The sequence below is a fragment of the Streptomyces sp. NPDC050422 genome (genome assembly GCF_044458665.1).
Taxonomy (GTDB): Bacteria; Actinomycetota; Actinomycetes; order Streptomycetales; family Streptomycetaceae; genus Streptomyces.
The window spans coordinates 55,625-71,435 of sequence record NZ_JBITIE010000011.1; the positions used below are offsets into that span (position 1 = coordinate 55,625).

Sequence of the window (15,811 nt, forward strand, 5' to 3'; positions counted from 1 at the left end):
CGGTGGTCCCTCCGGCTCAGACGGTGGCGAAGCGGTTGGCGGGGCGGGCGAGTCCGAGCAGCCCGCGCAGGGTGTCGGCCTCGTAGGCGGTCCGGAAGGCGCCTCGGCGCTGCAGTTCCGGCACCAGGTCGCGGGTGATCGCCGGGAGGTCGTGGCCGATCACGGCGGGGCGCAGCCGGAAGCCGGAGAGCCCTGCCGACTGCCATTCCTGGAGCAGGTCCGCCAGTTGCGCGGGTGTGCCGGTGAACACCTTCGCGTCGCTGGAGTACGGGTGTCCCGCGAGGCCGTCGAGACGGTCGCGGCGGGCCGCCGCGGCCGCGGGGTCGTCGTCGAGGAAGACCACGAGGTCCCCGAAGAGGTGCAGGGGGTCCGCCGCCCGTCCCGCTGCCGCCTGTTCGGTGCGGATCTCCTCGACGATGGCTACGGCGTGACCGGTGTCGTGCGGGGTGACGTATCCGATGTCCGTGGAGCGGGCCACCAGCCGGAAGGGCAGGCTCCGGTGCGCCAGGGCGCTGACGACGGGCTGGCCCTGCGGAGGCCGGGGTGTGATCGAGGGGCCCTTGACGCTGAAGTGCCGGCCCTCGAAGTCGATGTAGTGCAGCTTGTCGCGGTCGATGAAGCGTCCCGTGGCCGCGTCCCGGATCTCCGCGCCGTCCTCCCAGCTGTCCCACAGGCGGCGCACCGCCTCGACGTAGTCGGCGGCTTCCCCGAAGAGTTCGCCGGTCAGCTCGCGTACGGCCGGGGTGTCCAGTTCGTCGACGCCGAAGCGCGGGAACGTACGGCGGCCGAAGTGGGCGGCTTCGTGCTGCCGGGCCGACACCTGGACGCGCAGCCCCGCCCGCCCGGTGCTCACGTAGTCGAGGGTGGCGATGGCCTTGGAGATGTGGAACGGCTCGGTGTGGGTGGCGACCACGGTGGGGACGAGCCCGATGTGCCGGGTCAGCGGGGCGACGCGGGCGGCGATGAGCACCGCGTCGAGCCGCCCGCGCTCCTGGTCGGTGCGGTCGTCGGGCTCGGCGAACTGCGAGGACTGGAGCCCGAGCGCGTCCTCGATCGTCACGAAGTCGAGCAGGCCGCGTTCGGCCTCGGTCACGATGTCGGTCCAGTACGCGGCGGTGAGCAGTTCCTCGGGCCGGGCCACCGGCTCGCGCCAGGCGGCGGGGTGCCAGCCCGCGCCGTTGAGCGCGACGGCCAGGTGGAGAGGGGTGGGAAGGGGAGGGTGCGGGGAGGACGATGCGGACACGGGAGGGTGCCTTCCTGAACGACCGTGGATGATCGCCGGGCCTCGTCGGGAGGTGCGGCGTCGCGGGTACGGGTCAGGAACAACAGAGCGCGCCGGCCACGCGCTGGAGGTCGATGTGCGGCCGGGAGTAGAGGTGGACGCGGCGCCGGGGGGCGAGCACCTTGACGAGCGGGCAGGACACCGTTGGCATGGCCCTCGCCTCCGCTCTTCCGGCTCGGCGGGCCCTGGGGCCTCGCGCTTGCGGAACCCGGACGGGCTCCGCCTGGTCGTCACCTGGAGCACCCCGCCGCGCGGGAGGGTTGCCGGTCAGCAAGCCAGGGCTTGACGCTGACGCTCATGACCTGCCGCGAACGCTACGCGCGACGGCCGCGCCGCGCAATGCCCCGTGGATCATGGTCGTGCTCGCCGTGCCCTGAGTCACAACAACGCGGCCGCGCGATCTGTTCCGTCCGGCCGGAACCCGTGCAAGTCCCCTTCTGCGGAGGGTTCCTGGCAACCGTGGTGGTCGTCCCGGACCGGATGTGCCCCGGTTCGGGGCCACCGGTTCAGTCGGTCAGACCGGCTGCGAGGGTCGCCCCGAGCTCCCAGCACGCGTCGATGTCGGACTTGGCGGGTTCTCCCGTGACGGTCACGGCGTCGGCCGCGCGGCGCCATCCGAGGCCCTTCGTGATGGACTCGATGGCCCGAGCCGCCCCGGTCACGTCGTTGCCGCCGTGCACGTAGTACCCGAAGGGGCGGCCCTGCGTCGCGTCCAGACACGGGTAGTAGACCTGGTCGAAGAAGTGCTTGAGGGCGCCCGACATGTAGCCGAGGTTCGCCGGGGTCCCGAGCAGAACGCCGTCGGCGGCGAGCACGTCGGACGCCGTCGCGGCGAGCGCGGCGCGGCGTACGACCCGTACGCCCTCGATCTCGTCCGTCGTCGCACCGGAGACGACGGCTTCGAACAGTGCCTGGCAGTTCGGCGAGGGCGTGTGATGCACGATCAGCAAGGTAGCCACACCGGGAACCCTGCCGTGCCCGCACCGCGGCCGCAAGCGCGGTCCGCCTTGTGCGGCGCGCACTGCGGGCATCGGCCGGTTCCGCCCGGCGCGGCGCGACCACCGCGGGCGGGCCGGCACCACTCGTCTCCGGCGCTTCCGGTGGTCCGGCCTGCTGAGGACCGACGCCGAGCTCATCTGCCGAATCGATTGCCCCGTGTCCTCGATGTCATCGACTATGCATCCATGAGTGGTCGACGCAGAGGTGCGGCATGAGGTCCGGCCGGGACGCCCGGCAGAGCATCGGCATCCTCGCGGACGATCTCACCAGCGCCGGGGACGGTGCCGCACCGTTCCGCCGGACCGGTCACGAGGCGCGGGTCCTCCTGTCCGCCCCGGCGACAGCACTCCCGCAGGCCCCGGGTGTGACAGCGGTCGACCTGGGAACCCGGCTGCTTGACGAGGCAGCCGCCGCGACGCGTGCCGGGCGGGCAGCCCGCCTGTTCGCCGGCTCCACGCTCCTGTTCAAGACGGTGGACTCGACCCTGCGCGGCCATGTCGCGGCCGAGGTCCGGGCAGCGTGGGCGGGTTCGCGGCGACGAGCCGTCGTCATCGCCCCCGCCTTCCCCGCGGAGGGCAGGGTGACGCGGCAAGCGGTCCAGTACGTGTGGGGCGTGCCGGTCCATGAGAGCGGCTTCGCCCGCGACCCTGTGCATCCGGTGCGGTGCTCGGACCTCACGGCGGTGTTCCCGGACGCCGTTCCGATCGGGCCCGGACGGGCGGCCGAACTGCCCGTGCTGATCGGCCGACGCGCGCTGATCGTCTGCTCGGCCGCGACGGACGACGACCTCGACCGCGTCGTGGCGGCGGTCCCGCACCTCGACGACGTGCTGTGGGTCGGCTCCCCGGGACTGGCGGCCGCCCTGGCACGACGGTGCGCACCCGGTGACGGGGCGGTTGCCGCCGCACCCGCACCGGCTCGCCGCCCCCTCGTCGTCGTCGGCAGTGCCAACCCGTCGACCCGACGGCAACTGGCCGTGCTCCGGGCACAGGCCGACGTGCAGGGAGTCACCGTCGGGGATGATCCCGCTCCGACGGTGAAAGCACTGCGCTCCCTGACGTCCCCCGTTCTCACTCTGCAGACACCCGACGAGCGCCGGTCGCCACGAACCGCCCGCGCGTTCGCCCGTTCCCTGGCCGCGGTCGTACGGGAACTGGCCGAGGAGCGCCTGGTCGACGCGCTCGTCGTGACCGGCGGCGAGACGGCCACGACCGTGCTTCAGGCACTCGGCGTCGACCGCATGGACCTGCTCGACGAACCCGAGCCCGGCGTCGCCCGCGGGACCCCGCTCGTACCGCCCTCGCTCCCCGTCCTGATCAAGGCAGGTGGTTTCGGCGACGACGAGCTGCTCCTGCGGCTGTGTCACCTCGTCCGGCGTTCGGCAGACCGGACCGACGCGCCCCGTCCCTGACCGCAGGGCTACGGCAGTCGGGGCCGTATCACCCGGGCGTCAGGACTCGTGGCCGAAGAACTCGACCTCCGCCACAGCCACCCTGCGCCCCTTGTCGGCGCCGTACGCGGACTCCACCGTGAGCCGCACACCGACCGTTTCCGATCCGCGCACGTCGAAGGTCTGCTGGCCCGCCTGGTCCGCCAGCCTGATCGACCGCTTCGTCTCCTCGCCGTCCTTCGAGGTGAGGACGACCGTGATCCGCGCCGGCCTGGCCTGCGTGAGGAACTCGTCCTTCCGCGCCGAGGTGCCGGAGAACACCACCATCTTCAGCAGCCTGACCGGCTGCTGGAACGCGCACTCCAGGTACTCTCCCACGCCGTCGCCGCTCTCCCGCGGGGCCCAGTACCGGTTGTTGAACCCGTCGAAGGCCGCAGCAGCCGGATGTCCCGAAGCCGCGCTGGAGCTCAGGGAGGCCGACGGTACGACCGCCTCCGGGGCCCCCGTCTCCTCCTTGGCGAAGCCGAGCAGGCCGGAGAGGTGCGGGAGTGCGAACCAGATCCCGACCAGCAGCAGAACGACCACGATCGGCAGGGTGAACCGCGGCCGGCGTCGTCCCCGCCGTGGCCGCGTGCCGGCGGCGTGGACCTTCCCCGGCCCCCTGCGCAGGATCCGCCGCCACCACGGAGGCCGGACGCCGGGAGGCGGCCCCGGATCGAGGAGCAGGGCGCAACGGACGCAGAGTGTGCGCCCCGGCGCGTTCTCGGCGCGGCAGTTGGGGCACACCACGGGCACTCCGGCCGACGGGCCCGGACGGGCGGGCGCGCTGGGTTCTTGCCCGGGTGCCCAGGCATCGGGGCCGGGGGCGGGTCCGTCCGGAGCGTCCCCCGGTCGCCGGGGAGCGGCAGCCGTCGCCGGCCGGGGAGGGGCAGGCGGCGGAGGGGGCGGTGGAGAGGGCGCAGGCGTGGCCGGTGTGGTGGGGATGCGTACGGGACCGGGCGCCGGAGCGACGGAGGACGGCGGGGCAACGGGAGGGGCGGCCTGCGGAACGGGCTCGGGCGCACCGGCTGTCGGCGCCACGGGCTCCGCCCTGCTCGTCCCGCCCTCTCCCTCCGGCTCCCACGCCAGAAACGCCTCGCAGGAGGCGCAGAACTCCCGCCCCGGCGCGTTCCGGTGACCACACGTCTCGCAGATCACTGCGCACCGCCCCCCATGTCCCCGGCCGACGGCAGGATCTCCAGCGTGTACCCCACGTGCGCCGGGACCTCGGTGCCGATGAGTTCCTCCAGCCGCACCCGGTCGATCGCCCGCCCCGGACGTTCCCGGACCCGGATCGTCACCCAGGGGCGTGGCCGGCCGGGCAGCACCGTGTGCGGGGCAGTGGACCACGCCGTCCCGCCGCTCTCGCTGATCTCGGCTTCCGCGCCCGTCTCCAGCCGTACGGCGTCGGCCAGCCCGGCCGCCGTGCCGCGCCGCGCATGCCGGGCGACCGCCCCGCGTACCGTGTCCCGCCGTCGCTCGACGGGACTGTCCTCGTGCGGCTCCACCGCGACCCACTGGGCCAGCCATGCCAGGAAGTCCTCGGGGGCGCTGCGCGGGTCCAGATGGGCGGGCAGGTTGTCGATGGTGAGCAGCACCGGCGCGAGCACGTCGTCGAGCGCGGTGAGGAACCGCCGGAGGAAGTCCTGCTCCAGGTAGACGGCGGGCAGTTGGTCGATCAGCGGGTGCGGGGTCGGAAGTCCGGTGACACCTGTACGCATCGCCCTAGGCTCCCCTCACCCGGAGCTGGTGCTCGTAGCTGAAGACCAGCGCGTGCCGGTCCAGCGGGATCTTGGCCGTGGCGTCGGTGCGTTCACCGGTGACCGGGTCGGCGCGGTAGAGCCGTACGTCCTCCACGAGGTCCACCCCCGGCACCCGCTGCAGCACGGCGAACGCCTCGCCGGACTGGACCGGCCGTCCGAACGGCCAGCCCTGCCCGTTCGGCCCGCCGGACAGTGCGTTGAAGTATCCGTACAGCGCGGCCAGCGCCGCCTCCCGTACGCGCTCCGCGACCGCACCGCGCTCGGCCTGTACCGAGGCGACGACGGTGACGCCCTGGTAGAACGGTGGCTCGACGACGAGCCGGGCGCCGATCGGGCGGCGGGCCTCCAGGTGCCCGGCGATGAGGCGCAGCGTGTGCGCGGGAGGAACGAGTTCGTCGAACTCGATCCTGCCCTGCTCGTCACTGCGTCCGGCCGGGACGACGAGCAGCCGCACCCCGTGGGCGGAACCGTCGGTGTCGTCCCCGTCCTCGCCCGCACCGGCCCGGATGCAGTGCACGCGGGCGGCGTCCGGCGCGATGTCGCGGGCGAGGAGTTCGTAGTCGTGCGGGACGACGGCCCGGTGCAGGGTGCGGAGCGTCATGGGCCCGCGCACCCGGGCGCTGTCGACGCTCTCGCCGTCGACCCCGCCGAGGGCCGGCCGGCGGTTCTCCACCCGTGCCACGTACGGGATCGCGCTGCGCAGCACCTTCAGCGTCGACCGGGCCACGTTGCCGCGCAGACCGCCGCCCGTGCGGTAGGACCGCACCCGGACGGTGGCACCCTTCGCGGGGACCGCGCCGTAGTGGCGGACGGAGCCGTCCCGTTCGCGTACGGCGGGACCGAACTCGACCCGGCCGGTGTTCGGGTCGAGGGTGATGTGGTGGTCCTCGGGTCCGGAGTGCGCGAAGTCGTCGACCCTGGTCCAGCGGCTGTACTCCGGGTCCGGTCCGCTCGCGGGGTCGGCCACCTCGACCACGAAGTCGCCCGGCACCACGGGCGGGCGGGCCAGCGCGAACGCCTGTCCGGGCACGCCTTCCGCCGCGCCCAGCACCTCGTCCAAGACGGTCTCGGCATGCTCGGCGGCCACGGTGGCGCCGATGGTGAAGGCGGTGATCCGGCGGACGACGGGCGGTGCCAGGTAGGTCGGGCGCCCGTCGTCGGCCTCGATCAGGCGGCAGCGCAGCCAGCCCCCGGTGCGGCGCACGATGGCCGCCGGGGTGTGCGTCCTCGGCAGGTGGAGGATCAGCTCGCCGGACCGGTTGAAGCCTCCGGTGTCGTCCTTCTCGACCTCGCAGGCCGTCCAGGCGGTGCCGTCCCAGGCTTCCCAGACCAACGGCGGACGCAGCGGATCGACGCCGACACCCTCGACCTTGCAGTCGAGCCGCAGGGCGACGACTCCGGCCGGCACGGCAGCCGACAGTCCGACGTAAAGACAGTCGCCCGGCGCGGGCGTCGCCCCGAAGCACGTCACGTCCCGCCCGATCGCCAGCTCCTCCGTACGGTCCGCCGCCTCCCCCGACACCGGCCAGGTAGCGAGATGGGCGAACGCGCACGGGGTGATCGTCAACTGCTCGGTGGTCGTGAAGACGACGGCTTCCTCCGTCTCCGTGCGCACCGTGGCGACCTCCGTACCGGCCCGGACCACGACTGGGTCGGGCCGTGGCGCGGAGAGCCGGAACGTCACGTCGGTGTGCGCGGCCGTGGGCGGGTGCAGCCGGACCCCGATCAGGTCGAGGAAGGTGAGATAGCTCTTCTCCGGCACCCGGTTCACCCGGTAGACGAGCTGGTCGACCATGGTGGCGAACGCCTCGATGAGGGTGACGCCCGGGTCCGACACGTTGTGGTCGGTCCACTCCGGGCAGCGTTGCTGGACCAGGCGCTTGGCCTCGTCCACCAGGCCCTGGAAGCGGCGGTCGTCCAGATGGGGACTGGGCAGCGTCACGCGCCGGCCTCCTCGTCGTCGTGGCTCGTCTCCTGCGCGTGCTGCGGGATCACGTAGAACGGGAAGACGAGATTGCGGGGGTCGTTGGAGCCTCGTACCGAGTAGCCGATGTCGATGTAGAGGACCCCGTTGTCGGCCTCGTCGAACCGTACGGTGACGTCGGTGACATCGATCCGGGGCTCCCAGCGCTCCAGCGCCAGCCGTACCTCGTACGCGAGTTGCCCGGCCGTCCCCGCGTCGGCGGGGGCGAACACGTAGTCGTTGACGGCGCAGCCGAACTCCGGCCGCATCGGCCGCTCGCCGGGCGAGGTCGCCAGGATCAGCCGGATCGACTCCTCGAGTTCCCGCTCGCCGCGCACCAGCGCGATGGACCCGGTGGCGTCCGTGCGGGGCGGAAACGCCCAGCCGGCTCCGATGAACTGCTGTCCCATCCCGGCTCAGCCTCCGATCCGAACGGTGGCGCACCCCGACACGACCGGCGATCCGCAGCCGCTCCGGTCGCCGACGCGGGCGGCGGGACTGCCGCCGATCCGTACGGTGGAGCTGCCGGGTGGCGCGATCGTGGACGGCGGGTGGGCGACGGGTGACGCGCATTGGTGCGAGGTGCCCACCATGGCAGCGGGTTTCCCGCCGATCAGGACCGACGGCACCCCTGGCGGACCGACCGTGCCGGGGTGCCCGGTGGGGTCGGTGACCCGGGCGGCTGCGGCTGACGGCATGCGGTGTACTCCTCTTCCCCTGATTGCGGTAGGTCAGTTGAGCGTGATCATGGGTGCGTTGACGGCCACCGACCCGCCGCTCTTCACGTCCGTGCGCTGCGTGCCGTTGACCGTGACCTGGCCGCCCTGGACCTCCACCGCGCCGCCGGTGGAGAGCGCGACCTTGCCGTTCCCACCGTTGAGCGCGACGCCGCTGCGGGATGTCACCGTGACGCTGTCGCCGGTGAGTTCCAGCGCACCGCGTCCGGCGTCCAGCGCGACTCCCTTGGCCGCCTTGACGGAGACCTGTTCCTTGGCCTCGATCGTCACGCTGCCGTCGCTGTTGATGACGACGGCCGTGCCCCGCCGGTCCAGGTCGATCGTGAGCTTGCCGTCGCCGGTACGGAGCCTGACCCCCTGCGGGCCGTTCGCCGCGTCCAGCAGTTCGAGCTGGTTTCCGCTCTTGGAGGCGAAGGCTCGACGGTTCACCGCTCCGGTGGTGGGATCGACGAGGTCGCTGCCGTCACCGGCGGGGCCGGCGGCGCCCCCGGGGTCGCCCCCGCCTCCCCCGGGCCGGTCCTTCCCGTTGTACAGCCCGGCCAGCACGTACGGCCGGTCCAGGTGCCCGTGCTCGAAGCCGACCAGCACCTCGTCCCCGACCTCCGGGATGAAGGCCTCGCCGCCGCCCGTCCCGCCGGACTGGGCCGTGCGCGCCCAGTCGCTCGCGTACTCGTCCGACAGCCAGGGAAAGCGCACCTTCACCCGGCCCGACCCCTCCGGATCATGCGTGTCCGTCACCGTCCCGCTGACCAGTCCGGCGCATCGGCCGGAGGGGCCCTGCGCCCCCTGCCCGCCGCCTCCGGTGAGCCCGAACAGTGAGCGTTCCTGCTGTCCGGACACGGTGATCCAGGTCTCGTACCCTCGTACGGCGTCGAAGACGTGCCGTGAGGACGTGACGGTGTACCGGCCCTCGAAAGGTGCGCCGACCGCGTTCAGTGCCACCGCGCTGCCCGCCCTGACCTCGGGATTTCCCCGGATCACCGCTTCCAGCTCCGCGAACGACCCCGCGATCCGCTCGGCCAGCGCCTTCGCCGCCCGGTCCACCTGCGCCTGTGCGCCGTACGCCGCGTCGGTGACCACGAACCGCGCTTCGCCGAACGGGGCGGACACCTCGGCCGCCGTCACGCCGAGCTCCAGCGTCGACGACGTACCGGCCGGGGCCCTGCCCACCACCGGCGCTTTCGCCCCGACGTCCCAGCCGCGCACTTCCACCTCGGACACCTGCTCGGCGGCCGAGACCCCGGCGCGACAGCGCAGCAGGTTGTCGCCCAGTTCGAGGACCAGGGGGTCGCGGTCGGCGCGTGCGGATCCGTCCGGCGCCGCGCTCGCCTCGGCGGGGCGGGTGACGTGCAGTTGCCCGTCGCGTACGTACGCCTGCGCACCGGCTTCCTCGGCGAGCCCGCGCACGAACTCCCAGTCGGTGACGTTGGGCTGGGCGATGTGCTCGATGACGGGTCCTGCCACGTCCACCGTTCCCGGCTTCAGTCCGGCGCGCTGGGCGACCTGGCCGCAGATGTCGGCGAGCGTCATGTTCTGGTAGCTGGCGACCCGCCGTCCCCGCAGCAGCCGGTGCGACTCGTCGAGACCTCGTACGACGGTGAACGTACCGGTCTCGTCGAGTTCCACCTCGAGCGCCGTGACCACTCCTTCGAGGAGCGGCTTCGGAGCCGTGTCACCGCCGGCCCGGGCCAGCAGCCGGGCCTCGCTGCCGATCTTCAGCCCGGTCTGTGCCAGCAGGATGCGGTCGGGGTCCCGGAACCGCAGCAGGAACAGGTCGGGGAGCGTACGGCTGTCGTCGACGTACCCCTCGACCAGGGTGTTCACGAACTTCGCAGGGAGCGGAGTGCCGTTGAACTCCAGCACCAGCGCGGTGGCAACACCTTGTTGGGTCATCGGCCCCGCCCCTTCTCCGTGTCGTTGCCGAGCCTGCTCAGCTCGTCGAGGGCGGGCAGCAGCAGCTGTGTCCCGGGCGCGAGTCGCAGCGGGTCGTCGATACGGTTCGCCTCGGCGATGACCCGCCAGGCACTGGCGTCCCCGTACTCCCGGTGGGCCAGCGACGGCAGCGAGTCCCCGGACGCCACCCGGTGCACACGCCGGGCGGCCAACGCGCCCGAGGTGGGGTTCTGGCCGGGCGTCTCGCCGCTGATCTCCTCCATGGTGACCTGACAGACGGCCCTGATCGGCACCCCTGAGGTCGTGAACAGGGTGTATTTGGCTGCCACTTGGCTGACGTATCCGGGAAACCCGGTGAGCCCGCCCCAGTGGAACACCACCCAGGGCGGGGACGACCGCTGCTGCTGCCGGGTCTCGCTCGTCGGCACACAACAGGCGAACAGCTGCTCCACCGACGTCACGACCCGGGTGTCCTGGGTGTCACTGGCGTCGAAGAACATCTCGACGGTGAGCTTGCTGGGCTGCGAGCCCTGGTACTCCGGAGGGCCCGAACTCTTCGCCCCCTTCGCCGGCGTGCGCTTCCAGGAAGCGGCCTTGGTCAGGCTCAACTCCTTGGGATTGAACTGGAAGTCGATCCGCCCGCACGGACCGCCGGGCGTGAGACCGCCCCCGGTGGGCGGCGTCCGCAGCTCCAGGTAGGCGTGCTCCAGCTTGGGCCTGGCCGAGCCGCCCTTCGCCGCGGACGCCACCCCCGACGTACCGGCGGCGCTGAAGGCGATGGGTCCCGCACCGCTCACGCCGCTCAGCCCTCCATCACATAGCCGTGGTGGGCGATCTCGATCGTCTCCATCGCGACCTTGGGCGACTCGGGAGTGAACGAGGGGCCGGTCCAGCGCACGGGCACCACCTCCAGCAGCCCCCACTGGGCCACCTTCCGCCCGTCCCCGGTACGCGCCTCGATGTGTGCCGTCTTGCGGCTGAAGCCCGTCGTCATGGTGGCGAACCAGCGCGCCACCTTCTCCGTCTCCCGGGTGAGCGGGCGGGACAGCTTCACGTTGGAGTACTTCAACCGGGTCGGCAGCTGCCACAGATGCCCGTTGTTGCCGCCCTCCTCGCGGGTCTCCAGGACCACTTCGCAGCCCAGCCCGTCGCAGGTGTTGAACGACCCGAGTTCGATGTCGTCGATCGTCACGACGAAGCAGACGCTGACGGCGGGGTCGTCGTCCGGGGAGGTGGCCATCGCACATGCCTCTCGATCGGTGACTCAGGAGCGGGGTGAAGCATCAGTGGCGGGGTGGGGCATCAGTGGCGGGGTGGGGCATCAGTGGCGGGTGTTGATCAGGAAGCCGGCGCGTTCGCGTTCGAGCCGGAGGTCGGCCTTGAGGAGCCGGCTGAGCGGTCCGTAGAGCGCCCGGACCAGCTCGTCCGTCACGGGCGGGCTCCCCTGCCCCGTCGGTGATCCCGCGCGTGTCTGCGGGTCGGGGGCTCCGGGCATGGACTCCGGGCCCGCTGCCGCCTCGGGTTCCGGCTCCGGTTCCGTTACGGGGGGTGGCTCGGGTTCCGGGAGCGGCGGCGGCTCCTCGGCGATCTCCGTGTCCCGCTGGACGACCGGCCGTGATGTCCCGTGCAGGGGCGCGGCCCCGAACACGACGCTCCCGTCGGCCATGCGCTGGGCCACCCCGGCCGCCACGGCGACGGACCCGGCCGTGGGGAACGTGGCACGGTCGGTGCTACGGGCCACGGAGCGGGGAACCGGCGGCGCTGCGCCGGTCTGCCGCTGTACGGGCGGCACCGCACGCTGGACCGGTGCGGCGGGCGGAATGCCGGGCGGCGTTCCCGGGTCAGGGGTGATCCACCGTACGGGCTGCGCGTCCGGCGTACTTGGAGGCGGCGTGCCCTCGGCCCCCGGTACCCCGCCGTCCCCGGCCGAGCGCTGGACAGCCGCCCCGGCCAGAGGGGGAGGGCCTGCAGGAACGCCGGCGTTCTGGAGGGACAGCGGCCGATCCCCGAGGAGAGGCGCTGTGGGACCGATGGGACCGACCTGGGGTAGTGGTACCGGAGTGGGGCCCGGCGAGGCAATGGAGCGCTGCACCGGAGCAATGGGCATCTGGGCCGTGGGGGCCGGGGCGGGGCTCTCACCGCCGGCCTCTCCCCCGGACGGCGCCGTACCGGCCAGGGGCGCATCGCCAAGCAGTGGGGCGATGGGCTCGGCCACGTCGGAGACTTCTCCTGCTACTGCTTCTGCCGCTTCTGCCGCGGCGGACGTCTCCGGACCCGCGGGCATGGCGCCATCTGCTGGAACGGGCGACTCGCCCACCGTCCTCGCCGGTGAACTTTCCCTCTGCACCAGCGGAGGCCGGGTGACCGGCGGCTGCGCGGCCGGCGATCGGTCGGCCTGCCGTTGAGCGGTCGGCGGCAGACCGGCCAGCGGCGCCCCCAGCCCAGGCGTGCGCCGAGGCGGTTGCGGCGGAGGTGCCGCACCGGTGCGCTGGACCGCGTCCGGCGACGCCTCAGCACCCGCGCTCGCGCCGGCGGCCGTCCCCTCCGCGGGCTCCACCCGCTGAACGAGCGGCTGCTCGCCGACCAGTTGGCGTACGGGCAGCGCGGCCGCGGCCGACGAACCCCCAGCGGACGTCAGAGCCGGTGCACCGTCCCCGTACGCACGCTGAACAGCCACGGGAGCGAGCCTGCTCCGCGGGCGCAGCGGCATCTCGACGGCCCGCTGGACCGCGGGGGCGGGGCTCCCCGGCGCCGCGAGAGCGACGCCGTGCACCAGCCCGGCGGGCGCGTCCGGGCTGACCAGATGCCCCAGCGGCGTACCGAGTGCCGTCTCCTGCCGTGTGGTCAGCGCGGCCTGAAAACCACCGGGGTCGATGACGAGGTCCTGCCCGGTCACGGACCGTTGGACGGGTTCCAGGCGGCTCACATCGACGCGGTCCCCCCGCGACGGCCGCGGAGCGTCCGCAGCGGCCGGGTGCGCAGCCGCGTCGGTGGAGCGACCGCCGCGCAGCCAGGACATCAGCCCCATGGATCTCCCGCCCTCTCTGCGCTGTTCGCTACTGCCCGTTGAGGCGAGCGATCTGTGCGACGAACTTCAGTCGTTCCGGATGTTCCATATCCAGCAGGTCGTCCAGCGGCCAGTGGAAGTGGTAGGCGAGGTACGCGACCTCCTCGTAGAGCAGGTCGGCCGCGTACGTCACGATTCCCCCAGGCGACCGCCGGCGAGATCCACCGCGAACTCCTCCTTGCAGGACGGACACGAGACGGCGGCACGGGTGTGCCCCTCCGCGTTGATCCGGCGGTAGAAGTCCTGGAGGAAGGCCAGGTCGGACGCGAACAGGTCCTCGATAACTCCCGGGTGGATGTCCTCGACCGTTCCGATCCGGGTCACCACCCGGGAGATCAGGACGACCGACAGGTACGCGGAGTTCTCCCGCACCCGGTCGTCGCGCAACGGCACGAGTTCGTCACGGGCTGTCGCGAGCCGCATCACTCCGGAGCGGTGTACGGTGCCCGATTCGTCGACGTACCCGCGCGGCAGGTCGAACCCGAACTCCGTACGCAACGGCTCGGGCCGCCCCGCGCCCTCCCGCTCCCCCGGCTCCTGTTGCGGAGCCTGGAACTGGACCGTGCGCCGCATCAGTCGAGCTCCATGCTCTCGTACGTGATCGCCAGCTTTTCTGTGAGCACCGAGGTGTCACCGGCCTTGAGCGTGCCGATCTCCAGAGACTTCGGCCAGGCGTTGATCAGCTTGTACCGCTTGATGGGCATGCCCTCGTAGTCGTAGACGATGACCGCTCCGTTGCGCCGGGCGCTCATCATGCGGCCGAAGCGGGAGTCCTTGATCCAGCGCTCGAAGCTGTTGTCCTCCGTGAGACCGCGCGTGACGGTGACCTCGCCGGCCTTGGGCCTGCCTGGCAGTTTCTTGATGGCGTACTTGCCGTCGGCGGTGTTCTGCTTCAGCTCGATGACGTCCTGCTCCATCTTCAGACCACTGACCTCGGTGATCTGCTTGATGATGACGCTGTCGAACTCCAGGCCGAAGGAATGCCCGACGGAACTGTCAAGATCGGGAAGCGGCACAACAGGCTCCTTACGCCAGGTTCGAGGACGGGCGGGTCACTGTTCGGAGTACGGGCACTGGCTGCGACCCGGTCACTCGTCGACACCTCCGGTGCCGCCGGTCAGCTGGGAGAGCCGGAACACGACGAACTCGGCCGGTTTGACGGGGGCGACGCCGATCTCGCAGATGACCTGGCCCGCGTCGACGCTCTCGGGCGGGTTGGTCTCGCGGTCGCACTTCACGTAGAACGCCTCGTCCGGTGTGAGCCCGAACAGCGAACCCTTGCGCCACTCGTTCACCAGGAACGCCGAGACCGTACGCCTGATACGCGCCCACAACGCGTCGTCGTTCGGCTCGAAGACGACCCACTGCGTACCCGCGAGAATCGACTCCTCCAGGTAGTTGAAGAGCCGCCGGACGTTGAGGTAACGCCAGGCCGGGTCGGAGGCCAGCGTCCGTGCGCCCCAGACCCGGATGCCGCGCCCGGGGAAGGCTCGAATGCAGTTCAGCCCGATGGGATTGAGCAGATCGTGCTCGCCCTTGGTGAGCTGGGTCTGGAGCGCCACGGCTCCGCGCACCACCTCGTTGGCCGGCGCCTTGTGCACCCCGCGCGTGTCGTCGTTGCGCGCCCAGATCCCCGCGACGTGCCCGCTCGGCGGTACGAGGGTGGCGCGGCCGGAGGCGGGGTCGGCGATGCTGATCCAGGGGTAGTAGAGCGTCGCGTACTTGGAGTCGAAGTTGGCGCGGTCCGTGCGCCACCCCCTGATCTGCTGCGGCGAGAGGCCGGGAGGCGGGTCGAGGATGGCGATGCGGTCGCCCATCAACTCACAGTGGCTGATGAGTCCTTGCTGCACGGCGACGACAGATTCCAGGTCCAGCATCCCGCGTTGGTAGGCGCCCATCAGATCGGGCACGGCGATCATCGTGACCTCGTCCACCGCTTCGAGCCCGCCGAGCCCCGTGCGCCGGTCGGCGTCACCGACGTACACCTCCGGGGCGAGTGCACCGGCACCGCCCGCTACGGGTGCGGCGGGAGCGAGAGCAACCGACTGGACGTCGGGCCTGGCGGGGGCGGCGCCGCGCCCTGTCTCCCGTATCTCGATCAGCTCGGACTTCGCGTTGACCCGGGTGGCGACGTTCTCCTTGCTGCGCTTGGTGGTCACGGAGGGGTACGTCTCCGCGACCTGCCCGTCCCGCTTCACGATCAGCTGGAACACGTCGGAAGGCGGGTCGTCGCCCTCGGCCTCCGCGACCTCGACGCTGATCTCTCCGGCGACGCCCGGCCGGGGCTTGACGGCGTACGGCCCGATCTGGACCTCGGCGCCGGCGGCCAACTCCCCGCCCTCGCCACCGACTACGGAGTCCGACCCGTCACTGATCCGCACGATGTAGCAGATGCCGCCTCCGTTGGCGAAGAACCCGTATACGGAGGAGGCCAGGTACGTTCCGTCGACGAAGTCGCCGAAGGTACTGACGAACTGGCTCCAGTTCGTGATGAGTGTCGGCTCGTCGAACGGGCCCTGCTGGGCGAAGCCGACGAAGGCGGCAACCGAGGTGCCCACCCCTTCGATCGGCCGGGATCCGGACTCGACCTCTTCGACGTAGACGCCCGGGGACAGGTACGACGGCATATGAGCCTCTCCTTGACGCGCTCCTCGACATGCTCCTCGCCCCGATCAGGG

General features: G+C 72.0%; 17 protein-coding genes and 1 riboswitch. Of the genes, 1 reads left to right on the forward strand and 16 read right to left on the reverse strand.

The features are described from left to right. Nucleotides 1-16: 16 nt before the first annotated feature. The 3 genes from ACIBJG_RS18635 to ACIBJG_RS18645 all read right to left on the reverse strand — a co-directional run bounded on the left by ACIBJG_RS18635 (nucleotide 17) and on the right by ACIBJG_RS18645 (nucleotide 2,241). Nucleotides 17-1,243, reverse strand: coding sequence for an LLM class flavin-dependent oxidoreductase (locus tag ACIBJG_RS18635; protein WP_399308608.1), 1,227 nt, complete (start codon nucleotides 1,241-1,243; stop codon nucleotides 17-19). 73 nt (nucleotides 1,244-1,316) lie between these two features. Further along, nucleotides 1,317-1,433, reverse strand: coding sequence for a putative leader peptide (locus tag ACIBJG_RS18640; protein WP_399308609.1), 117 nt, complete (start codon nucleotides 1,431-1,433; stop codon nucleotides 1,317-1,319). 39 nt (nucleotides 1,434-1,472) lie between these two features. Further along, nucleotides 1,473-1,585: riboswitch (SAM riboswitch) on the reverse strand. A gap of 203 nt (nucleotides 1,586-1,788) precedes the next feature. Next, nucleotides 1,789-2,241 carry a flavodoxin family protein gene (locus ACIBJG_RS18645; protein ID WP_399308610.1) on the reverse strand — a complete coding sequence of 151 codons (453 nt, stop codon included), beginning with the start codon at nucleotides 2,239-2,241 and terminating at the stop codon, nucleotides 1,789-1,791. Nucleotides 2,242-2,492: 251 nt separating this feature from the next. Here ACIBJG_RS18645 and ACIBJG_RS18650 point away from each other — a divergent pair, with 251 nt between their 5' ends. Continuing rightward, entirely contained in the window at nucleotides 2,493-3,692 is a 1,200-nt protein-coding gene (locus tag ACIBJG_RS18650; protein WP_399308611.1) for a four-carbon acid sugar kinase family protein, read from the forward strand. Nucleotides 3,693-3,731: 39 nt separating this feature from the next. On the opposite strand, the gene ACIBJG_RS18655 is transcribed toward ACIBJG_RS18650, so the two are convergent. From ACIBJG_RS18655 to ACIBJG_RS18715, 13 genes are all read right to left on the reverse strand, one after another. Further along, nucleotides 3,732-4,256 (reverse strand): NADase-type glycan-binding domain-containing protein, encoded by a 525-nt coding sequence (locus ACIBJG_RS18655; RefSeq protein WP_399308612.1) that lies wholly within the window; start codon nucleotides 4,254-4,256, stop codon nucleotides 3,732-3,734. A 608-nt stretch (nucleotides 4,257-4,864) separates the two neighbouring features. Further along, nucleotides 4,865-5,431 carry a phage tail protein gene (locus ACIBJG_RS18660; RefSeq protein WP_399308613.1) on the reverse strand — a complete coding sequence of 189 codons (567 nt, stop codon included), beginning with the start codon at nucleotides 5,429-5,431 and terminating at the stop codon, nucleotides 4,865-4,867. 4 nt (nucleotides 5,432-5,435) lie between these two features. After that, on the reverse strand, nucleotides 5,436-7,415 hold the full coding sequence (locus ACIBJG_RS18665; protein ID WP_399308614.1) for a putative baseplate assembly protein: 1,980 nt from the start codon (nucleotides 7,413-7,415) through the stop codon (nucleotides 5,436-5,438). Continuing rightward, nucleotides 7,412-7,846: a GPW/gp25 family protein gene (locus ACIBJG_RS18670; protein WP_399308615.1), complete on the reverse strand. Its 435-nt coding sequence runs from the start codon at nucleotides 7,844-7,846 to the stop codon at nucleotides 7,412-7,414. Before ACIBJG_RS18670 ends, ACIBJG_RS18665 begins: the two co-directional genes overlap by 4 nt. Nucleotides 7,847-7,852: 6 nt before the next feature. After that, nucleotides 7,853-8,134, reverse strand: a complete 282-nt coding sequence (locus ACIBJG_RS18675) for a PAAR domain-containing protein (protein ID WP_399308616.1) — start codon at nucleotides 8,132-8,134, stop codon at nucleotides 7,853-7,855. A gap of 33 nt (nucleotides 8,135-8,167) precedes the next feature. Then, nucleotides 8,168-10,066 (reverse strand): VgrG-related protein, encoded by a 1,899-nt coding sequence (locus ACIBJG_RS18680; RefSeq protein ID WP_399308617.1) that lies wholly within the window; start codon nucleotides 10,064-10,066, stop codon nucleotides 8,168-8,170. Continuing rightward, nucleotides 10,063-10,863: a peptidase M23 gene (locus ACIBJG_RS18685; protein WP_399308618.1), complete on the reverse strand. Its 801-nt coding sequence runs from the start codon at nucleotides 10,861-10,863 to the stop codon at nucleotides 10,063-10,065. Before ACIBJG_RS18685 ends, ACIBJG_RS18680 begins: the two co-directional genes overlap by 4 nt. 5 nt (nucleotides 10,864-10,868) lie before the next feature. Further along, nucleotides 10,869-11,306: a phage tail protein gene (locus ACIBJG_RS18690; protein WP_148016756.1), complete on the reverse strand. Its 438-nt coding sequence runs from the start codon at nucleotides 11,304-11,306 to the stop codon at nucleotides 10,869-10,871. An 81-nt stretch (nucleotides 11,307-11,387) separates the two neighbouring features. Beyond that, nucleotides 11,388-13,094, reverse strand: a complete 1,707-nt coding sequence (locus tag ACIBJG_RS18695; RefSeq protein ID WP_399308619.1) for a hypothetical protein — start codon at nucleotides 13,092-13,094, stop codon at nucleotides 11,388-11,390. Nucleotides 13,095-13,122: 28 nt separating this feature from the next. Beyond that, complete coding sequence (locus tag ACIBJG_RS18700; protein ID WP_326733618.1) at nucleotides 13,123-13,266, reverse strand: DUF6760 family protein; 144 nt, start codon at nucleotides 13,264-13,266, stop codon at nucleotides 13,123-13,125. Beyond that, entirely contained in the window at nucleotides 13,263-13,706 is a 444-nt protein-coding gene (locus ACIBJG_RS18705; RefSeq protein ID WP_399308620.1) for a hypothetical protein, read from the reverse strand. The genes ACIBJG_RS18700 and ACIBJG_RS18705 overlap by 4 nt, the downstream gene beginning before the upstream one ends. Continuing rightward, nucleotides 13,706-14,149, reverse strand: a complete 444-nt coding sequence (locus ACIBJG_RS18710) for a phage tail protein (RefSeq protein WP_399308621.1) — start codon at nucleotides 14,147-14,149, stop codon at nucleotides 13,706-13,708. The genes ACIBJG_RS18705 and ACIBJG_RS18710 overlap by 1 nt, the downstream gene beginning before the upstream one ends. A 72-nt stretch (nucleotides 14,150-14,221) precedes the next feature. Further along, on the reverse strand, nucleotides 14,222-15,760 hold the full coding sequence (locus tag ACIBJG_RS18715; protein WP_399308622.1) for a phage tail sheath family protein: 1,539 nt from the start codon (nucleotides 15,758-15,760) through the stop codon (nucleotides 14,222-14,224). Nucleotides 15,761-15,811 lie beyond the last annotated feature (51 nt).